At 72.0% G+C, this 17,602-nt stretch carries 18 protein-coding genes; 12 read left to right on the plus strand and 6 right to left on the minus strand.

The features are described from left to right. Positions 1-62: 62 nt before the first annotated feature. Genes Q5762_RS03820 through Q5762_RS03830 form a run of 3 tightly spaced genes read right to left on the minus strand, consistent with a single transcriptional unit; the run spans position 63 to position 3,345 of the window. A complete protein-coding gene (locus Q5762_RS03820) occupies positions 63-1,172 on the minus strand; it encodes a low specificity L-threonine aldolase (RefSeq protein ID WP_315890475.1) in 1,110 nt (369 codons plus the stop codon). Next, on the minus strand, positions 1,151-1,909 hold the full coding sequence (locus Q5762_RS03825) for an SDR family oxidoreductase (protein WP_315890476.1): 759 nt from the start codon (positions 1,907-1,909) through the stop codon (positions 1,151-1,153). The genes Q5762_RS03820 and Q5762_RS03825 overlap by 22 nt, the downstream gene beginning before the upstream one ends. A gap of 29 nt (positions 1,910-1,938) precedes the next feature. Next, a complete protein-coding gene (locus tag Q5762_RS03830) occupies positions 1,939-3,345 on the minus strand; it encodes a DUF6421 family protein (RefSeq protein WP_315890477.1) in 1,407 nt (468 codons plus the stop codon). Positions 3,346-3,618: 273 nt separating this feature from the next. Between Q5762_RS03830 and Q5762_RS03835 the strand changes: the two genes are divergently transcribed. Next, the gene (locus Q5762_RS03835; protein ID WP_315890478.1) at positions 3,619-4,302 is read left to right on the plus strand and encodes a glycerophosphodiester phosphodiesterase family protein; all 684 of its coding nucleotides are present in this window, start codon (positions 3,619-3,621) and stop codon (positions 4,300-4,302) included. A gap of 23 nt (positions 4,303-4,325) precedes the next feature. Here Q5762_RS03835 and Q5762_RS03840 read toward each other — a convergent pair whose 3' ends face one another. Beyond that, positions 4,326-4,877 carry a GNAT family N-acetyltransferase gene (locus Q5762_RS03840; RefSeq protein WP_315890479.1) on the minus strand — a complete coding sequence of 184 codons (552 nt, stop codon included), beginning with the start codon at positions 4,875-4,877 and terminating at the stop codon, positions 4,326-4,328. A gap of 144 nt (positions 4,878-5,021) precedes the next feature. Between Q5762_RS03840 and Q5762_RS03845 the strand changes: the two genes are divergently transcribed. The 4 genes from Q5762_RS03845 to Q5762_RS03860 all read left to right on the plus strand — a co-directional run bounded on the left by Q5762_RS03845 (position 5,022) and on the right by Q5762_RS03860 (position 8,257). Continuing rightward, the gene (locus Q5762_RS03845; RefSeq protein ID WP_315890480.1) at positions 5,022-5,603 is read left to right on the plus strand and encodes a DUF5134 domain-containing protein; all 582 of its coding nucleotides are present in this window, start codon (positions 5,022-5,024) and stop codon (positions 5,601-5,603) included. A gap of 134 nt (positions 5,604-5,737) precedes the next feature. After that, the gene (locus tag Q5762_RS03850; protein WP_315890481.1) at positions 5,738-6,673 is read left to right on the plus strand and encodes a M56 family metallopeptidase; all 936 of its coding nucleotides are present in this window, start codon (positions 5,738-5,740) and stop codon (positions 6,671-6,673) included. A gap of 54 nt (positions 6,674-6,727) precedes the next feature. Continuing rightward, positions 6,728-7,429 carry a phosphatase PAP2 family protein gene (locus Q5762_RS03855; protein WP_315890482.1) on the plus strand — a complete coding sequence of 234 codons (702 nt, stop codon included), beginning with the start codon at positions 6,728-6,730 and terminating at the stop codon, positions 7,427-7,429. Positions 7,430-7,558: 129 nt separating this feature from the next. Then, a complete protein-coding gene (locus Q5762_RS03860) occupies positions 7,559-8,257 on the plus strand; it encodes a helix-turn-helix domain-containing protein (RefSeq protein ID WP_315890483.1) in 699 nt (232 codons plus the stop codon). Here Q5762_RS03860 and Q5762_RS03865 read toward each other — a convergent pair. Next, the gene (locus tag Q5762_RS03865; RefSeq protein WP_315890484.1) at positions 8,209-9,762 is read right to left on the minus strand and encodes a hypothetical protein; all 1,554 of its coding nucleotides are present in this window, start codon (positions 9,760-9,762) and stop codon (positions 8,209-8,211) included. The two genes, Q5762_RS03860 and Q5762_RS03865, sit on opposite strands and share 49 nt — an antisense overlap. Positions 9,763-9,897: 135 nt before the next feature. Between Q5762_RS03865 and Q5762_RS03870 the strand changes: the two genes are divergently transcribed. Beyond that, positions 9,898-10,554 carry a DUF305 domain-containing protein gene (locus Q5762_RS03870; protein ID WP_315890485.1) on the plus strand — a complete coding sequence of 219 codons (657 nt, stop codon included), beginning with the start codon at positions 9,898-9,900 and terminating at the stop codon, positions 10,552-10,554. Positions 10,555-10,665: 111 nt separating this feature from the next. Continuing rightward, positions 10,666-12,045 (plus strand): FAD-dependent oxidoreductase, encoded by a 1,380-nt coding sequence (locus Q5762_RS03875; protein ID WP_315890486.1) that lies wholly within the window; start codon positions 10,666-10,668, stop codon positions 12,043-12,045. 72 nt (positions 12,046-12,117) lie between these two features. Here the strand turns inward: Q5762_RS03875 and Q5762_RS03880 are convergent, their stop codons facing one another. Further along, positions 12,118-12,468 carry a helix-turn-helix transcriptional regulator gene (locus Q5762_RS03880; protein WP_315890487.1) on the minus strand — a complete coding sequence of 117 codons (351 nt, stop codon included), beginning with the start codon at positions 12,466-12,468 and terminating at the stop codon, positions 12,118-12,120. A gap of 130 nt (positions 12,469-12,598) precedes the next feature. On the opposite strand from Q5762_RS03880, the gene Q5762_RS03885 reads away from it, so the two are divergent. From Q5762_RS03885 to Q5762_RS03905, 5 genes are all read left to right on the plus strand, one after another. Beyond that, entirely contained in the window at positions 12,599-13,681 is a 1,083-nt protein-coding gene (locus Q5762_RS03885) for an NADH:flavin oxidoreductase/NADH oxidase (protein ID WP_315890488.1), read from the plus strand. A gap of 125 nt (positions 13,682-13,806) precedes the next feature. Then, positions 13,807-14,892: an exo-alpha-sialidase gene (locus Q5762_RS03890; protein WP_315890489.1), complete on the plus strand. Its 1,086-nt coding sequence runs from the start codon at positions 13,807-13,809 to the stop codon at positions 14,890-14,892. Between the two features lie 34 nt (positions 14,893-14,926). Next, positions 14,927-15,604, plus strand: a complete 678-nt coding sequence (locus Q5762_RS03895) for a uracil-DNA glycosylase (RefSeq protein WP_315890490.1) — start codon at positions 14,927-14,929, stop codon at positions 15,602-15,604. Next, entirely contained in the window at positions 15,601-16,578 is a 978-nt protein-coding gene (locus tag Q5762_RS03900) for a BadF/BadG/BcrA/BcrD ATPase family protein (protein ID WP_315890491.1), read from the plus strand. Before Q5762_RS03895 ends, Q5762_RS03900 begins: the two co-directional genes overlap by 4 nt. A gap of 87 nt (positions 16,579-16,665) precedes the next feature. Beyond that, positions 16,666-17,589, plus strand: a complete 924-nt coding sequence (locus Q5762_RS03905) for a hypothetical protein (protein ID WP_315890492.1) — start codon at positions 16,666-16,668, stop codon at positions 17,587-17,589. Positions 17,590-17,602 lie beyond the last annotated feature (13 nt).

Below are 17,602 nucleotides of genomic sequence, written 5' to 3' on the forward strand. Positions count from 1 at the left end.
AGACGACCGGCCGGAAGTCAATGACTTTCCGGCCGGTCGCATACTTATGCCATGAGAGGGCGCTAGCGCGCCAGCTCCTCCTTCAGCGCCTGGAGGAAGGCGTCGACGTCGTCCTCCGTGGTGTCGTACGAGCACATCCAGCGCACATCGCCCGCGGCCTCGTCCCAGAAGTAGAAGCGGAACCGCTTCTGCAGCCGGGTGCTGACCTCGTGCGGGAGCCGTGCGAAGACGGCGTTGGCCTGCACCGGGTGGAGGATCTCCACCCCGTCCACCTCCCGCACGCCGGCCGCGAGGCGCTGCGCCATCGCGTTGGCGTGCTGGGCGTTGCGCAGCCACAGGTCCTTGGCGAGCAGCGCCTCCAGCTGCACCGACACGAACCGCATCTTGGACGCGAGCTGCATCGACAGCTTGCGCAGGTGCTTCATATGGCTGACCGCGTCCGGATTGAGGACCACCACGGCCTCGCCGAACATCATCCCGTTCTTGGTGCCGCCGTACGAGATGACGTCCACGCCGACCGCGTTGGTGAACGCCCGCATCGGCACGTTCAGGGAGGCGGCCGCGTTGGCTATCCGGGCGCCGTCGAGGTGCACCTTCATGCCCTTGCCGTGGGCGTGCTCCACGATGGCCCGGATCTCGTCCACGGTGTAGACCGTGCCCAGCTCGGTGTTCTGGGTGATCGAGACGACCTGCGGCATGGCGCGGTGCTCGTCCTCCCAGCCCCAGGCCTGCCGGTCGATCAGCTCGGGGGTGAGCTTGCCGTCCGGGGTCGGCACGGTGAGCAGCTTGAGGCCGCCCATCCGCTCCGGGGCGCCGCCCTCGTCCACGTTGATGTGCGCGGACTCGGCGCAGATCACCGCGCCCCAGCGGTCGGTCAGCGCCTGGAGGGCGGTGACGTTCGCGCCGGTGCCGTTGAAGACCGGGAAGGCCTCGGCGCTCGGACCGAAGTGGCTGTGCATGATCCGCTGGAGGTGCTCGGTGTACTCGTCCTCGCCGTACGCGATCTGGTGACCGCCGTTGGCGAGGGCGATGGCGGCGAGTACCTCCGGGTGGACGCCCGCGTAGTTGTCGCTGGCGAAGCCCCGGACCGACGGGTCGTGGTGACGACGGGCGTCGGTCTTCGCGGGCAGGCCGGACGGGAGGGCCGGGGTCACGGCTTGGGGGTCAGCCACAGACGCTGTCCATTCACTTCCTGTGCGGGCCGGTCCCAGACGGCGGCGATCTCGTCGGCCAGATCGTTGACGTCGGTGAAGCCCGCGAACTTCGCATTCGGGCGCTCGGCGCGCATGGCGTCGTGCACCAGTGCCTTGATCACCAGGATGGCAGCCGCCGCCTTGGGTCCTTCCTCGCCCCCCGCCTTGCGGAAGTCGTCGCCCATGGCGAGCGTCCACGCCTCGGCCGCGGCCTTGGCCGAGGCATAGGCCGCGTTTCCGGCGGTCGGCTTCGAGGCGCCGGCGGCGCTGATCAGCACATAGCGGCCGCGGTCGCTGCGGAGCAGCGGCTCGTGGAAGGCGAGCGAGGTGGACTGGACGGTGCGGATCAGGAGCTTCTCCAGGAAGTTCCAGTCGGCGAGGTCGGTCTCGCCGAAGGAGGCGCTGCCGCGCCAGCCGCCGACGAGGTGGACCAGGCCGTCGATCCGGCCGAACTCCTTCTCGGTCTTGTCGGCCCACTCCCGGGCCGCGCCGAGGTCGAACAGGTCGACCGTGTCGCCGATGACCGTGGCGCCGCCGTGGGCGTACCGGGCGGCGTCGACCGCCTCGGCGAGCCGGGCCGGGTCCGCGTCGGCGCCGACGACGATGGCGCCGGCTTCGGCGAGGCGCATCAGCGTCGCCCGCCCGGCCGGACCGGCCGCTCCCGCGACCGCGATGACGGCACCCTCCAGCGGCCCGCCGTTCCCGTTGCCGTTCATGGTCGTCCCCTCCTCCTCCGTGACTGGGTTCACGCGGCAGCCTGCTCGGCCCGCGAAGCGTTGGCGGCGGTGATGCCCTTGGTGGAGGCGATCACGGCCTTCAGCTTCTTGGAGAGGGCCTCATAGAACATGCTGAGCGGAAACTCGTCCGGAAGCACGTCGTCCACGAGCTTGCGCGGCGGCTGCGTCAGGTCCAGGGCGTCGGGACCCTTGGCCCAGCGCGATCCGGGGTGGGGGGCGAGGTAGCTGGAGACGAGCTCGTACGCCTTGAACCAGTGGACCAGCTTCGGACGGTCGATGCCGTCGCGGTACAGCTGCTCGATCTCGGCGCAGAGCTGGTTGGTGACCTCGGGGGCCCGCTGCCAGTCGATCTTGAGGGTGTTGTCCGTCCAGCGCACCACGTCGTGCTTGTGGAGGTACGCGAAGAGGAGCTGGCCGCCCAGACCGTCGTAGTTGCGGTTGCGGTCGCCGGTGACCGGGAAGCGGAACATCCGGTCGAAGAGCACGGCGTACTGCACGTCACGCCCGTGGGCGTTGCCCTCGGCCTCCAGCTTCACGGCCTCCTTGAAGGCGGTGAGGTCGCAGCGCAGCTCCTCCAGGCCGTACATCCAGAACGGCTGGCGCTGCTTGATCATGAAGGGGTCGAACGGCAGGTCGCCGTGGCTGTGGGTGCGGTCGTGGACCATGTCCCAGAGCACGAAGGCGGCCTCACAGCGCTTCTGGTCCTCGACCATGGCCGCGATGTCCTCGGGCAGCTCGATGCCGAGGATGTCCACGGCGGCCTCGGTGACCTTGCGGAAGCGGGCGGCCTCGCGGTCGCAGAAGATGCCGCCCCAGCTGAAGCGCTCGGGGGCCTCGCGGACGGCGATGGTCTCGGGGAAGAGGACGGCCGAGTTGGTGTCGTAACCGGCGGTGAAGTCCTCGAAGGTGATGCCGCAGAACAGCGGGTTGTCGTAGCGGGTGCGCTCCAGCTCGGAGAGCCACTCCGGCCAGACCATGCGCAGCACGACGGCTTCGAGGTTGCGGTCCGGGTTGCCGTTCTGGGTGTACATCGGGAAGAGCGCCAGGTGCTGGAGCCCGTCCTGGCGGTCGGCGGCCGGCTGGAAGGCGAGCAGCGAGTCCAGGAAGTCCGGGACCTCGAAGCCGCCGTCGGCCCAGCTGCGCAGGTCGGCGACGAGCGCGCGGTGGTACTCCGCGTCGTGCGGGAGCAGCGGGGAGAGCTTCTCGACCGCCGTCACGATCCGCTCGACCGTGGCGCGGGCGTGGTCGGCCGAGGGCGCGCCCTCGGCGTCGAAGTCGATGGAGCCGTCCTTGCTCTGCCAGGGGCGGAGCTCCTCCACGGCATTCCTGAGCTCGGGCCAGGCCGGGTGCTCGATCACCGGAGCAGCGGCGGTTATCCCCCCACCGGTGGCGTCCTGCACAAGAATTTCCGTCATTACTCTTCCTCCACAGGAGAACCTCGCGTCAAGACACCGTATCCGTGTACGGATCCTCGAGACAAGAGGAGCAAGAGAAATTATCCTGCGCGACCCCCATGGTCACCGTGAATTTTCCTGTCCAGCCGGGTCGCCACAGTCGCATCCGCCGCCGCGACACAGGCCCCCGCGCGCGTACCTTCCTTCTTCCGGTGGAGTCATTAGGCTGCGCCCCGAGCCGCACCGGGAGCCCGGAGGGACCTGGGCCCGGACATCGACGGAAGCGAGAATGTCTTGAGTTTCCTCACCATCGGTCACCGCGGAGTCATGGGCGTCGAGCCCGAGAACACGCTGCGCTCCTTCGTCCGCGCCGAGCAGGCCGGGATGGACGTCATCGAGCTGGACCTGCATCTGAGCAAGGACGGCGCCCTCGTCGTCATGCACGACCCGGACGTCGACCGGACCACCGACGGCAGCGGTCCGATCGCCGACAAGACCCTCGCGGAGCTGCGTGAGCTGGACGCGGGGGACGGGGAGCGCGTCCCCGTCTTCGAGGACGTCCTCGACGCGGTGCGGTCCCCGCTCCAGGCCGAGATCAAGGACGCGGCGGCGGCCCGGGTGCTCGCCGGGGTGCTGAACCGGCGCGACCTGGTCGGCCGGGTGGAGGTCCTGTCCTTCCACGACGAGGCCCTCGCCGAGGTCGCGCGGCTGGTCCCCGGCGTCCGTACCGCGCTCGTCGCGGAGGAGTGGGGCGCGGACGTCGTGGACCGGGCGAAGGCGGTCGGCGCCGGCGCGCTCGTACTGAGCATCCGGCAGCTCACCCTGGAGACCGTCGAGCACGCCCACCGGGAGGGTCTGCGGGTGATCGGCTGGGTCGTCAACACCCAGGACCACCTGCGGCTCGCCCGCGCCCTTGAGCTGGACGGCGCGACGACCGACTATCCGGAGATCCGCCGCACCGGCCGGTTCACGGCCTGAGCCCGAGGACGCGGGTCCCGGTCTCAGACCAGCGGCTTCACCAGGAGCTCGAACTGCAGGTCGTCCCGCTGCGGGACGCCGAAGCGCTCGTCGCCGTACGGGAACGGGGTCATCCGGCCCGTACGGCGGTAGCCGCGCCGCTCGTACCAGGAGATGAGCTCCTCGCGGACCGAGATCACGGTCATGTGCATCTCATCCACGCCCCAGGTCTCGCGCACCCGGCGCTCCGCCTCCTCGATGATCCGGCGGCCGAGGCCCGCGCCCTGGAGCTCGGGGCGCACGGCGAACATGCCGAAGTAGGCGGCCTCACCCCGGAGTTCGAGCTGGCAGCAGGCGACGATCTCGTCCCCGCGCTCGACCACCATCAGCCGGCTGCCGGGCGTGGTGATGACGGCGCGCACGCCCTCCTCGTCGGTCCGCTGCCCCTGGAGGATGTCCGCCTCGGTGGTCCAGCCGCCCCGGCTGGAGTCGCCTCGGTACGCCGACTCGACGAGCGGGACGAGGACCGGGACGTCGTCCTCCACCGCGTCGCGGTACGCGATCCGGTCGGTGTCCTGGGGCGTGGCGGTGTCCATGCTGTTCGGGTCTCCCCTCGGGGCGCTGACGATTCCCCCGAGCGTAACGCCCCCGGGCGTGCTCCCCCCTGTACGCCTGTGCGCTCGCGTACGCCGGACCGGGCGTGGGCATCGACCGGGAGGACGAGACCCGGGAGGTGTGCCGTGCACGGACCGACCCTGACGGCCTGGTTGTTGCTGACGCTGTGCGGGGCGAGCACGCTCTACTGCCTGCTGCGGTCACGGCGCTGCGTGGGAGAGGAGCGCAGGACGGCGGCGGGCGAGGCGGTGATGGGGATCGGGATGACGGCGATGGCGCTGCCCGCGGCGGTACTGTCCCCGCCGTCCTGGTCGTGGGGGGTGTACGCGGCGGTGTTCGGGGTGGCGGCGCTGCACGCGCTGGTGTCGCTGCGGCACGGCGGTCACCATCCGCACCACCTGGTGGGCTCGCTGGCGATGGTCTACATGGCGTGGCCGGGCCACGGGGCGGCGCACGGCGGCCATGGGGGCGGCGGGGGCGGCGGGGCTCTGCCGCTGGTGACGGGCGCGCTGCTGGTCTACTACGCGGCGTACGTGCTGCGTTCGGGCGCGCGGCTGGTTCCGGTGGCGGGGCAGATGGCGGGTCAGGTGGCGGTCGCGGGGCCGCGAGCGGCCGTGGGACCGGCGTGGGTGGTGCGCCCCGAGTTCACGCTCGTGTGCCGATTGTCGATGGCACTCGCGATGCTGGCGATGCTCGTCGCACTGTGAGCCGGTGTGAGCCGGGGTGAGCCTCGTGAGTCGAGTGAGCCGCCGTGAACCGACGGGGCCGTGAAACCGTGGCGTACGTCACTTGGCCCGCGAGTGACGTACCCCTCAGTAGCGGGGGCTCATAGGCTGGCTCCATGTTGGTCTCCCTCGCGTTGCTCGCGCTCGGCGTCCTGACCGCCGTCGTGGCCCCACGACTGCTCTCGCGGTCCGACTGGGGAGAACGCGAGCCCGTGGTCGCGCTCTGGATGTGGCAGTGCGTGGTGGCGGCGGTCCTCCTGTGCTTCGCGCTGTCGATGACGTTCAGCGCGGCCGCCGCCTGGCACGTGGTGCGCGGCCAGGTCTTCGCTCCCGCGCCACGTCGGGTGATCGAGGCGTACGAACTGGGCACCCACCAGCCCTGGTCGGCGGCGCTCGCCGTCGTCCTGGCCTGTGGCGGGCTGTGGACCGGCGCGATGCTCACCCGGGAAATCCGCGGCGCACGGGCCCGTCGCCGGCAGCGGCGGTGCGAACTCCTCGTCCGCTCCCCGCTGTTGCCCGGCGAGGAGCCGGGCAGCGAGCGGCTCGTCGTCCTGGAGGGCGAGAAGCCCGACGCCTGGTGGCTCGCCGGGACCGCGCCCCAGTTGGTGATCACGACGGCCGCGCTGCGCCGGCTCAAGGGACGCCAGCTCGACGCCGTCCTCGCCCACGAGCAGGGACACGCCCGGGCGCGCCACGACTGGCTGCTGAACTGCTCGGGCGCGCTGGCGGGCGGCTTCCCCGGGATCCCGGTCTTCGCGGCCTTCCGCGACCAGATGCACCGGCTGGTGGAGCTGGCGGCCGACGATGTCGCCTCGCGGCGGTTCGGGCGGCTGACGATCGCGCTCGCGCTGGTCGAACTGAACGAGGAGCGCGGGGTGTTCGGCCCCGGTACGGCCCCCGGCGCGGACCTTCCCCGGCGGGTGAACCGGCTCCTCACGGCCGCGCCCCGGCTCACCGCGATGCGGCGGTTGCGGCTGACGGCGGCCGCCGCGCTGGTCCCCGTGGTGCCCGTCCTGGTGGCGTTCGTACCGGCGTTGAGGGCGCTGGGATAACCCGGACCGGGCGCACGATTCCGTATCGGCGCACGGGTCGGGGAAGATCGGCCCATGCGCTCCTCCGCCGTGGTCTCCGCCGCTCTGCTCGTGGTACTGCTCGTGCTGGTGGCGGTGGAGTGGTCCCCGCTTCTCTCGCTGGACCGGTCGGTCGCCGACGCGCTGCACCGCAGCGCCGTCGCCGAGCCCGGGTTCACCGCGCTCAACCGGATCCTGAGCGACTGGGTCTGGGATCCGTGGACGATGCGCGCGCTGGTCGTCCTCGCCGCGCTGGTGCTCTGGTGGCGGCGCGAGCGGTGGCTCGCCCTCTGGCTCGTGGGTGCGGTCCTGGTGGCGGCGGGCGTGCAGCAGGCGATGAAGGCCGCGCTCGGCCGCGCCCGGCCCGGCTGGCCGGACCCGGTCGACTCGGCGCAGTTCGCGGCCTTCCCGTCAGGGCACGCGACGACGGCGGTGGTGGGCTGCGGGCTGCTGCTGTGGGTGTTCGCCCTGCACTGGCGGGAGTCCTGGCGGGGCTGGAGCGTGCTCGCGGTGGCGGCCCTGGTGTCCGTGCTCGGTACGGGGTGGACCCGGCTCTACCTGGGCGTGCACTGGCTGTCGGACGTCGTCGCGGGCTCGCTGCTCGGCTGGTGCGTGGTGGCTGTGGCGATCATCACGTACCGCCGTCACGGCCGGGACGGACGAATCGCCGGCGGACGGGATGCCGACCGGCCGGATCCCTCGGGTCCGAACCGGAGCAGAATGGGAGAAACGACATGAAGCCGCCTGTCCTGGACGATCCCCCGCGTCGCCCAGAACAGACGGCATCCCCGCTGACCAGCCATGAAGGCGCGACAGCAGGCTGCGCTGAGTATATTGGCTGCGAGCCAGTCAACGCAGGAGTCCAGCATGTCCCCGCGTAGCCCATCGGTCAATGAAGAGCTTCGGCGACGCTCACGGGAGCGGCTGCTGCAGGCCACCGTGGAGCTCGTGTCGGAGCGCGGATACGAGGCGACGACGCTGGGCGACATCGCCGAGCGGGCCGGTTCGGCGCGTGGGCTGATCTCGTACTACTTCCCCGGGAAGCGCCAGCTCCTGCAGTCGGCGGTGCACCGGCTGATGCACCTCACGCTGGAGGAGGCGCTGGAGCGGGAGCCGCGCGCGGAGGACGGGCGGGAGCGGATGGCGCGGGCCATCGACGCGATCCTGGGCCTGGCCGTGGACCATCCCACGCTGATGCGGACGCACATGGCGGGCATCCTGCAGGCCGAGGGCTTCGTGCAGTGTCCGGAGCAGCAGCGGCTCGCGTTCCTGCTGCGGGACACGGTGACCCGGTACGGCTCGGCCGACGTCGACGCGGACTATCCGCTGCTGCGGGCGCTGCTGATGGGCGCGGTCGTGGCGGTGCTGCTGCCCGGCGCGCCGATGCCGGTCACGCGGCTGCGGGCGGAGCTGTTCCAGCGGTACGGGCTCGACTGGGAGCAGGGCATGCCGCCGGACGGAGGTCCGCCCGACGGCATGCCCTTCACGGCAGGGGTGTTACCGCCCCGGGTGCCGCGTCAGTCGTCGTCCCCGTCGCCCCGGTCGTCGTCGAAGTCCTCGAAGTAGTCCGGCTGGGTCTGGACGTTGAGCTCGTCCATCCGGACCCGCTTCGCCGGGTCCGTACGACGGTCGTCGAGCTTCAGCACGTCGAAGCCCTTGGCGATGTCGTTCGAGTAGATGTAACCGTTGTAGTAGTACGCCGACCACGAACCGCCCGTGCTGATCTGGGTGGCGGAGAGCGGCCCGCGCTCGAAGTAGGCGATCTCCTTGGGCTTGCTGGAGTCGGTGAAGTCCCAGACGGAGACGCCGCCCTGGTACCACGCCTGGACCATGAGGTCCTTGCCCTTGACCGGGATCAGCGAGCCGTTGTGGGCGACGCAGTTCTCGGTGTCCGCCTGGTTGCGGGGGATCTTGAAGTAGCTGCGGAAGACGAGCTCGCTCTTCTTGCCCTTGCCGACGATGTCGTAGATGCCGTCGGCACCGCGGTTCGGGCCCACGGCCGCGTTGCAGGTGGCCGCGCCGCCGCCGCCGAGCTCGTCGGTGAAGACGACCTTGTTCGCCTTCTGGTTGAAGGTCGCCGAGTGCCAGAACGCGAAGTTCACGTTGTCCTGGACCCGGTCGATGACCTTCGGGCGCTCCGGGTCCTTGATGTCGAAGAGGATGCCGTCGCCCATGCAGGCGCCGGCCGCGATGTCCTTGCCCGGCAGCACGGTGATGTCGTGGCAGCCGGTGGTCTTGGAGACGCCCGGGTTGGTCGGGCCGCCGGGGTTGCCGCCGCCGTCCGGGCCCTCACCGGGGAACAGGACGGGGAAGGAGACGATCGCGGCCTTCTCCGGTGCCTGGCGGGGCACCTTGATGACCGAGATGCCGTCGTGCGGCGGCTGGCAGTCCGGGAACGCGGCGTTGGGCGAGTACGAGGAGACGTAGACGTACACGTCCTTCTTCTTGGGGACCAGCGTGTTGGTGTGCGAGCCGCACGCGGTCTCGACGGCGGCGACGTACTTCGGGTTGGTGATGTCGCTGATGTCGAAGACCTTCACGCCCTCCCACGAGGACTTCTCCGAGGCGGGCTGGCTGACGCTGGCACAGGAGTTGTCGCTGCGGGAGGAGTCGGTGGACAGGAACAGGAGGTTGCCGGAGACGGAGATGTCGTTCTGCGATCCGGGGCACAGGACCTGGGCGACCGTCTTCGGGGCACGCGGGTTGCCGATGTCGAAGATGCGGAAGCCGTCGTAGTTGCCCGCGAAGGCGTACTTGCCCTGGAACGCGAGGTCGGAGTTGGTGCCCGCGAGGGCGTCCTTGGGGATGTTCACGAGGTGCTGGATGTTGTCGGTGTGGACGATCTCGTCCACACCGGGTATCTCGCCGCTCTGGATGGCGGACCGCGCGTCGGCCGCCTGCTCGGAGGAGACCGTCCCCCGCGCGGTGGTGTCACCGGGGTCGGGCGTGGCGGCGGCGGGGCCGGCCGCCAGCAGGCTGACCAGCAGTCCGGCCGCGGCGGTCGCCACGCCCAGTCCTCTGATCCGAGTGCGCGGGCTACGCGTGGTGCGCGTGGTTCGCAACGAAGTCACTCCGTCCTCCCTTGTGTCCGTTCGTGGTCGAACGGTCTGATGGACCCCGGCAGTATCGTCCTTAGCGTGCACATCTCAACAGATGGCAACACGCATGTAATCCAGGTTTTTGATCAACAACCCGTGGAGGTCGCCTTGTTGAACCGCCGTCGCATCCGCGGAGCCGTCGCCGTGGGGCTGAGCGCCGTCGCCGTACTCGCCCTGGCCTCCTGCGACTCCGAGTCCGGCAAGGACGCGTCGCCGCAGAGCCAGGGGTCCACGGGGCCCGCGGTGGTGGCACCGGGGAAGCCGGGCGAACCTGCGAAACGGATATCCCCCGCCGAGGCGTCCAAGTTGCTGCCCGACGACAAGCCCAACGCGGCGGACTTCGGCTACGCGCAGATGATGATCGTCCACCACCGGCAGGCGCTGACGATGACCGCGCTCGTTCCGGACCGGGCCGGATCGGCGCAGATCACGAAGTTGGCGGACCGGATCTCGGCGGCGCAGAAGCCGGAGATCGGCGCGTTGGAGGGCTGGCTCAAGAGCAACGGCGGCCCGCGCGAGCAGAGCGGCAGCGACCACCGAACGATGCCCGGGATGGCGACCGAGGCGCAGCTCGCGCAGCTCCGGGCGGCGAAGGGCAAGGCCTTCGACGAGCTGTTCCTGAAGCTGATGATCACCCACCACGGGGGCGCGGTGACGATGGCCGCCGAGGTGCTGGGGAACGGGAACAACGTGCTCGTGGAGGAGATGGCGAACGACGTGATCGCGCAGCAGACGGCGGAGATCAACCGGATGCAGGGGATGTAGGACCCTCGCGACGCCTCCCGTGCGGTCGCGCACCTCCCCTCCGAGGGCTTCCGGTGGGATGCTGGAAGCCTCTCGGCGGGCAGCTGCCCCGCGGCGGGAAGGAGTACGGACGTGCTTCGTGTCGCTGTCGTCGGATCCGGGCCCAGCGGGGTCTACACGGCCCAGTCGCTGGTCCAGCAGTCGGTGGTGCCCGGGGTGCGGGTCGATGTCCTGGACCGGCTGCCCTGCCCGTACGGCCTGGTCCGCTACGGGGTCGCGCCCGACCACGAGAAGATCAAGTCGCTCCAGCAGAACCTGCGGGCCGTCCTGGAGGACGAGCGGATCGCCTTCGTCGGGGACGTCGAGGTCGGCGCGCGGGGGCTGACCCCGGCCCGCCTCCTGGAGCTGTACCACGCCGTCGTGTACTGCGTGGGCGCGGCGCGGGACCGGCGGCTCGGGGTACCGGGCGAGGATCTGGCGGGCTCCTGGTCGGCGACGGACTTCGTCTCCTGGTACAGCGCGCACCCCGACGCGTTGCGGAACGGTTTCGCCGGTTCCGGCGCCGGTCTGGACGCCCGCTCGGCGGTCGTCATCGGGGTGGGCAACGTGGCGGTGGACGTCACCCGGATCCTGGCGCGGGGCGCGGACGAGCTGCGGCCCACGGACGTGCCCGAGGGCGCGCTCAGCGCCCTGGCGGCCAGCCGGGTACGCGAGGTGCACATGGTGGGCCGACGCGGCCCCGGGCAGGCCAAGTTCACGACGAAGGAGCTGCGGGAGCTGGGCGCGCTGCCGGACGCGCGGGTACGGGTGGACCCGGCGGACCTGGCCCTGGATCCCTCGTACGCCGACCCCTCGGGTCTGCCCGCGGTGAACCGGCGGAACGTGGAGGTGGTCCGCGGCTGGGCGGCGGACGGCGCGGGCTCCGGGGCGGACGCGGCGCGCGGGATCCGGCTGCGGTTCTTCCTGCGGCCCGTGGAGCTGCTCGGCGAGGGCGGCCGGGTGGCGGCGGTCCGCTTCGAGCGGACGGAGCCGGACGGCGCCGGGGGCGTGCGGGGCACCGGTCGCTACGAGGAGATCGAGGCCCAGTTGGTCCTGCGGGCCGTCGGGTACAAGGGGATCCCGCTGGCCGGACTGCCCTTCGACGAGGCGCGGGGCACGGTCCCGAACGAGGCGGGCCGGGTGCTCCGTGACGGCGCTCCGTCGTCCGGCGAGTACGTGGCCGGCTGGATCAAGCGCGGGCCGACGGGCGTCATCGGGACGAACCGCCCGTGCGCGAAGGAGACGGTCGCCTCGCTGCTGTCCGACGCGGCGGAGCTGGCCGACCGGCCGCTCGCGGGCGACCCGCTCGACGCGCTCCGGGGCCTCGGCCACGAGCCGGTCGCCTGGCGGGGCTGGCTCTCCATCGAGGACGCGGAATCGGCCCTCGGCCACTCCCTCGGCCGCGGCCGGGTCAAGATCCCGGACTGGGCGGGGCTCCGCGCGGCGGCCCGGGAGGACACACCGGGGGCGTGAGGCGCGGGCGTGAAGCCGCCGGCGTGAGGTTCGGGCGTGAAGCCGCGGGCGTGAAGCCGCGGGCGTGAGCCCCTAATCGTCCCGGCGGGCGTCCTGTACCTCCGTCGCGCGCAGGACGGTGTCCAGGAGGCCCGGGAAGAGGGCGTCGAGGTCGTCGCGGCGAAGGACGTTCATCTTGGCCGTGCCCCGGTAGACCTGCTCGATGACGCCGCTCTCGCGGAGCACACGGAAGTGGTGCGTACGCGTCGACTTGGTCACCGGGAGATCGAAGAACGAGCAGCTCAGCTCTGCGCCGTCGGCACGCGCCATATCGCTGACGATCCGCAGCCGCACCGCGTCCGAGAGCGCATGGAGCACGCCCTCCAGACGTATCTCCGCCCGCGAGGGGTGGTCGAGGACGCGGGCCTTGGTCGCGGTCGTCACAGCGGCTCCACTTCATCGGGAAGCCACCATTGTACGATAATCCTCGTAGTTTGACAGCTGCCGTACTACGACGGCTATCGTACGAGCATCCCTGAACCGCCCCGCAAGGCCCCCGCCAGAGGAGTCCGCCATGAGCGCCGCCCTGTTCGAGCCCTACACCCTCCGGTCACTGACCATCCCGAACCGGGTCTGGATGGCCCCGATGTGCCAGTACTCCGCGGAGGTCTTCGGCCCGAACGCGGGCGTCGCGCACGACTGGCACTTCGCGCACTACGCCGCCCGCGCCACCGGCGGAACGGGCCTGATCCTCGTGGAGGCCACCGCCGTCGCCCCGGAGGGCCGGATCAGCCCCTTCGACCTCGGGATCTGGAACGACACCCAGATGGAGGCGCTCCGCCGGATCGCCACCTTCCTCAAGGAGCACGGCACCGTGCCCGGCATCCAGATCGGACACGCCGGCCGCAAGGCGTCCACGAAGCGCCCGTGGGACGGCCGCGGACCGGTCGCCGCCGACGACCACGGCTGGCAGCCGGTCGCCCCGAGCCCCGTCGAGTTCGCCGAGGGCCATCCCGTACCGACCGAGCTGACGACCGATCAGATCGAGGAGATCGTCGCCCGGTTCGCCGACGGCGCCCGGCGCGCCCTCGCGGCGGGGTTCGAGGTCGTCGAGGTGCACGGCGCCCACGGGTACCTCATCGGCGAGTTCCTCTCCCCGCACAGCAACCACCGCACCGACGCGTACGGCGGCTCCTTCGAGAACCGCACCCGCCTGGCCCTCGAAGTCGTCGACGCCGTACGGGCGGTCTGGCCCGATGACCTGCCGGTCTTCTTCCGGATCTCGGCCACCGACTGGCTCGCGGACCACGGCTGGACCGTCGACGAGACCGTCCGCTTCGCGGGCCTGCTCAAGGAGCACGGCGTCGACCTGCTGGACGTCTCCAGCGGCGGCAACGGCGGCCCCGCCGACATCCCCGTCGGCCCCGGCTACCAAGTGCCCTTCGCGGCCCGTGTGAAGGCCGAGACGGGTCTGCCGGTCGCCGCCGTCGGACTGATCACCGAGAGCGAGCAGGCCGAGAAGATCGTCGCCAACGGCGAGGCCGACGCCGTACTGCTCGGGCGCGAGCTGCTCCGCGACGCCTCCTGGGCCCGCCGGGCCGCGCGCGAGCTGGGCGCCACGGCCCACGCCCCGACGCAGTACGCCTGGGCGATCTGAGCCCACCGGCGACCTCTCCCGGAACACGCCTCCGACCTGGGGAGAAGCCGTTCCGGACGCCGCTGTCAGTGGTGGGGTGCAGACTGGCCCGTATCCGCGACAACGGCGTCCTGGAGGTGTCGGCCATGCCCGACGTAGTCCTGACCGTAGGTACCCGCAAGGGTCTGTTCATCGGCCGACGGCGCGACGGCCGATGGGAGTTCGACGAACCCCATTTCAACGCGCAGGCGATCTACTCGGTCGCCATCGACACCCGCCGGTCCACGCCCCGTCTGCTCGTCGGCGGGGACAGCTCGCACTGGGGCCCGTCGGTCTTCCGCTCCGACGACCTCGGCGGCTCCTGGACCGAGCCGGCCAAACCGGCCGTCAAGTTCCCGAAGGACACCGGGGCTTCGCTGGAGCGCGTCTGGCAGCTGCACCCCGCGCCCGCGCACTCCCCGGACGTCGTCTACGCCGGGACGGAGCCCGCGGCGCTGTTCCGGTCCGAGGACGGCGGGGAGTCGTTCGCACTGGTCCGGCCGCTCTGGGAGCACCCCACCCGGTCCAAGTGGGTGCCCGGCGGAGGCGGCGAGGCCGTGCACACGATCGTGACCGACCGGCGCGACCCGGCGGCGGTGACGGTCGCGGTGTCCACGGCGGGAGTGTTCCGGTCCCGGGACGGCGGCGCCAGCTGGGACCCGTCCAACCAGGGCGTGTCCGCCGTCTTCCTGCCCGATCCGGACCCGGAGTTCGGCCAGTGCGTGCACAAGATCGCGCAGGACGCGGGCGACCTGGACCGGCTCTATCTCCAGAACCACTGGGGCGTGTTCCGCAGCGACGACGCGGGCGCGAAGTGGACCGACATCGGCAAGGGCCTGCCCTCCGACTTCGGCTTCGCCGTCGCCACGCACCCTCATCGGGCCGATGTGGCCTATGTGTTCCCCATCAACGCGGACGAGGACCGGGTGCCCGCGGGCCGCCGCTGCCGGGTCTACCGTACGAGTGACGCCGGCGTGAGCTGGGAGCCGCTGACCGCCGGGCTGCCCGAGGGCGACCACTACGGCACGGTGCTGCGGGACGCGCTGTGCACGGACGACGGAGACCCGGCGGGCGTCTACTTCGGCAACCGCAACGGCGAGCTGTACGCCAGCGCGGACGACGGCGACAGCTGGCGACTCCTCGCCGAGCATCTGCCGGACGTGCTGTGCGTACGGGCGGCGGTGATCGGGTGAAGGACTGTCACAGTGCGCCAGTAGAGTGACGGCCGTGGCAGCACGACCGTTGAATGAGATCGTCGAGCCGGGGTGGGCGCAAGCGCTCGCGCCGGTGGCCGACAACATCGCCGCGATGGGCGACTTCCTGCGCCGGGAGATCGCCTCCGGGCGCACCTACCTCCCCGCCGGGGCGAACGTCCTGCGCGCCTTCCAGCAGCCCTTCGACGAGGTGCGGGTCCTGATCGTCGGACAGGACCCGTACCCGACGCCGGGACACGCGGTGGGCCTGAGCTTCTCGGTGGCTCCGGAGGTGAGTCCGGTGCCGCCGAGCCTGGACAACATCTTCCGGGAGATGCACACCGATCTGGGGCACCCCCGGCCGTCGAACGGCGACCTGACGCCGTGGACCCGCCAGGGGGTGCTGTTGCTCAACAGGGCGCTCACCACGGCCCCGCGGAAGCCCGGGGCGCACCGCGACAAGGGCTGGGAGTCGGTCACGGAGCAGGCCATCCGGGCGCTTGCCGCCCGTGGCAAGCCCCTGGTGTCCGTGCTGTGGGGGCGTGACGCTCGCAACCTCCGTCCACTGCTCGGTGATCTGCCGGCGATCGAGTCCTCGCACCCCTCCCCCATGTCGGCGGACCGCGGGTTCTTCGGCTCGCGGCCGTTCAGCCGCACCAACGAGCTGCTTCTGCGCCAGGGGGCGCAGGAGGTGGACTGGCGGCTGCCGTGACGGCCGGCGCCCGGGGCTGGGTCGTCGGGGTCGACTCCGGGGGCTCCGGGCTGCGGATCGCCCTGGCGCGCGCCTCGGACGGGCGTGCCGTGGAGACCGTGACGTCCCGGGAGCCGGTGCGTACGGGTCCCGGCGGCATCGAGGCAGCCCATCTGCTCGGCCAGTTGCTGCCCGCCGTCGAGGCGCTGCGCGGCCACGCGGGGGCGGGCCCCGTCGCTGCCATGTCCGTCGGCGCCGCCGGGATGGCGACGCTCGGCGACGAGCTGCGGGCCGTGCTGCCGGGCGCCCTGCGGGAGGCCCTCGGCGTACGGTCGCTGGCGCTCGCGGCCGACGCCGTCACCGCGTACGCCGGGGCACTCGGACAGCGGCCCGGGGCGGTCGTGGCGGGCGGCACGGGGCTCATCGCGCTCGGCACGGACCTGACGACCTGGCGCCGGGCCGACGGCTGGGGCCATCTGCTCGGCGACTGCGGATCCGGTGCCTGGATCGGCCGGGCCGGTCTTGAGGCGGCGATGCGCGCGCACGACGGCCGGCGGGGCGGTTCGCCCGCACTGCTCGCCCGCGCCGAGGCCCGCTTCGGCCCGGCCGCCGGGCTCCCGGCCGCACTGTACCCCCGGACGGACCGGCCCGCCGTGCTGGCCTCCTTCGCGCCCGACGTGGCCGGCTGCGCCGTCGGCGGCGACCTGGCGGCGGGGGAGATCCTCCGGCAGGCCGCCGCGCACGTGGCCGAGGCCGCGGCCGCCGTGTGCCCGGCACCTGGAGCGTACGAAGTGGCCCTGACGGGGGGCCTGTTCAAGCTGGGCGACCCCCTGCTCGTACCCCTGCGCGCCGAGCTCGCCGGGCAACTGCCGCACGCCCGGCCGACGTCGGCCGCCCGGGATCCGCTCGACGGCGCGCTCGCGCTGGCGGCGGCCCTGGCCACGGACTCGCTACGGCTGCCCGTGGAGCCGAAGTTGTTGCATGTGACCACGTAATTCACGCTTCGGACAAACAGGGACAGATAACGCTCAGCTGCACCTCACCGCACTGCGCGGCGGGCAAAACCAGTAGCATGCGGCCGCATGAGCTCCCCCACTGGGCCTGCTTCCGGCCTGCCTGTACGAATGCCGCGACCCCGCCAGCCCGGACGGCACCGTCGCCCCGAACCCGCGGCGGCGCCCGAGGGCGCTCCCACCCTGGTGCTCGCCGTCCCGGGCGCGCCGTCGCCCGCCATACGCTCGCTGGCCGAAGAGGTCGTGAGCATCGCCCGCTCCGAGCTGCCCGGCCTGGAGGCAGCGATCGGCTACCTGGACGGTGACGACGCCGAGTACCCCACCCTCGCCGCTGTACTGGCACGCGCCGAGACGCTGCGCACCGAGCGGTACCAGCTGGGCGTGGCCGCCGGCCGCGAGGTCAGCCCCCCGCGGGGCCCCGCCGCCGTCGTCGTACCGCTGCTCGCCGGTCCGGACAGCGCGCTGATGCGCCGGATCCGCCAGGCCGTGATGGACAGCGGCAACGTCGCCGAGCTGACGGACGTCCTCGGTCCGCACCCGCTGCTCGCCGAGGCGCTGCACGTGCGTCTGTCGGAGGCCGGTCTGGCCCGCGCCGACCGCGCGCGGCTGTTCACGGTCGCCACGGCCGCCGACGGCATCGTGCTCGCCACGGTCGGCGGCGAGGAGGCCGTCCAGGCCGCCGGGATCACCGGCATGCTGCTGGCCGCGCGCCTGGCCGTCCCGGTGATGGCCGCCGCGCTCGACCAGGAGGGTTCGATCACCGCGATCGCCGAGCAGCTGCGCGGCTCCGGTTCGGAGCAGCTGGCGCTCGCCCCGTACCTGATCGGTCCCGAGCTGGCCGAGGGCCTGCTCGACGCGGCCGCGAAGGAGGCGGGCTGCGCCGCCGCCGAGCCGCTGGGCGCGTACCCGGCGATCGGCAAGCTGGTGCTCTCGCAGTACACGGCCGCGCTGGGCATCGCCCCGCAGCAGCCGCAGGGAGCCCCCACTCACTGAGTGGCAGGACATG

Origin of the sequence: Streptomyces sp. P9(2023), from assembly GCF_032436795.1 — a bacterium.
GTDB lineage: Bacteria > Actinomycetota > Actinomycetes > Streptomycetales > Streptomycetaceae > Streptomyces.

Bases quoted from the DNA above. Each gene is read 5' to 3' on its own strand.
- Q5762_RS03825 (WP_315890476.1), bottom strand. From the start codon at position 1,909: ATGAACGGCAACGGGAACGGCGGGCCGCTGGAGGGTGCCGTCATCGCG.
- Q5762_RS03830 (WP_315890477.1), bottom strand. From the start codon at position 3,345: ATGACGGAAATTCTTGTGCAGGACGCCACCGGTGGGGGGATAACCGCC.
- Q5762_RS03840 (WP_315890479.1), bottom strand. From the start codon at position 4,877: ATGGACACCGCCACGCCCCAGGACACCGACCGGATCGCGTACCGCGAC.
- Q5762_RS03850 (WP_315890481.1), top strand. From the start codon at position 5,738: ATGTTGGTCTCCCTCGCGTTGCTCGCGCTCGGCGTCCTGACCGCCGTC.
- Q5762_RS03855 (WP_315890482.1), top strand. From the start codon at position 6,728: ATGCGCTCCTCCGCCGTGGTCTCCGCCGCTCTGCTCGTGGTACTGCTC.
- Q5762_RS03860 (WP_315890483.1), top strand. From the start codon at position 7,559: ATGTCCCCGCGTAGCCCATCGGTCAATGAAGAGCTTCGGCGACGCTCA.
- Q5762_RS03885 (WP_315890488.1), top strand. From the start codon at position 12,599: ATGAGCGCCGCCCTGTTCGAGCCCTACACCCTCCGGTCACTGACCATC.
- Q5762_RS03890 (WP_315890489.1), top strand. From the start codon at position 13,807: ATGCCCGACGTAGTCCTGACCGTAGGTACCCGCAAGGGTCTGTTCATC.
- Q5762_RS03905 (WP_315890492.1), top strand. From the start codon at position 16,666: ATGAGCTCCCCCACTGGGCCTGCTTCCGGCCTGCCTGTACGAATGCCG.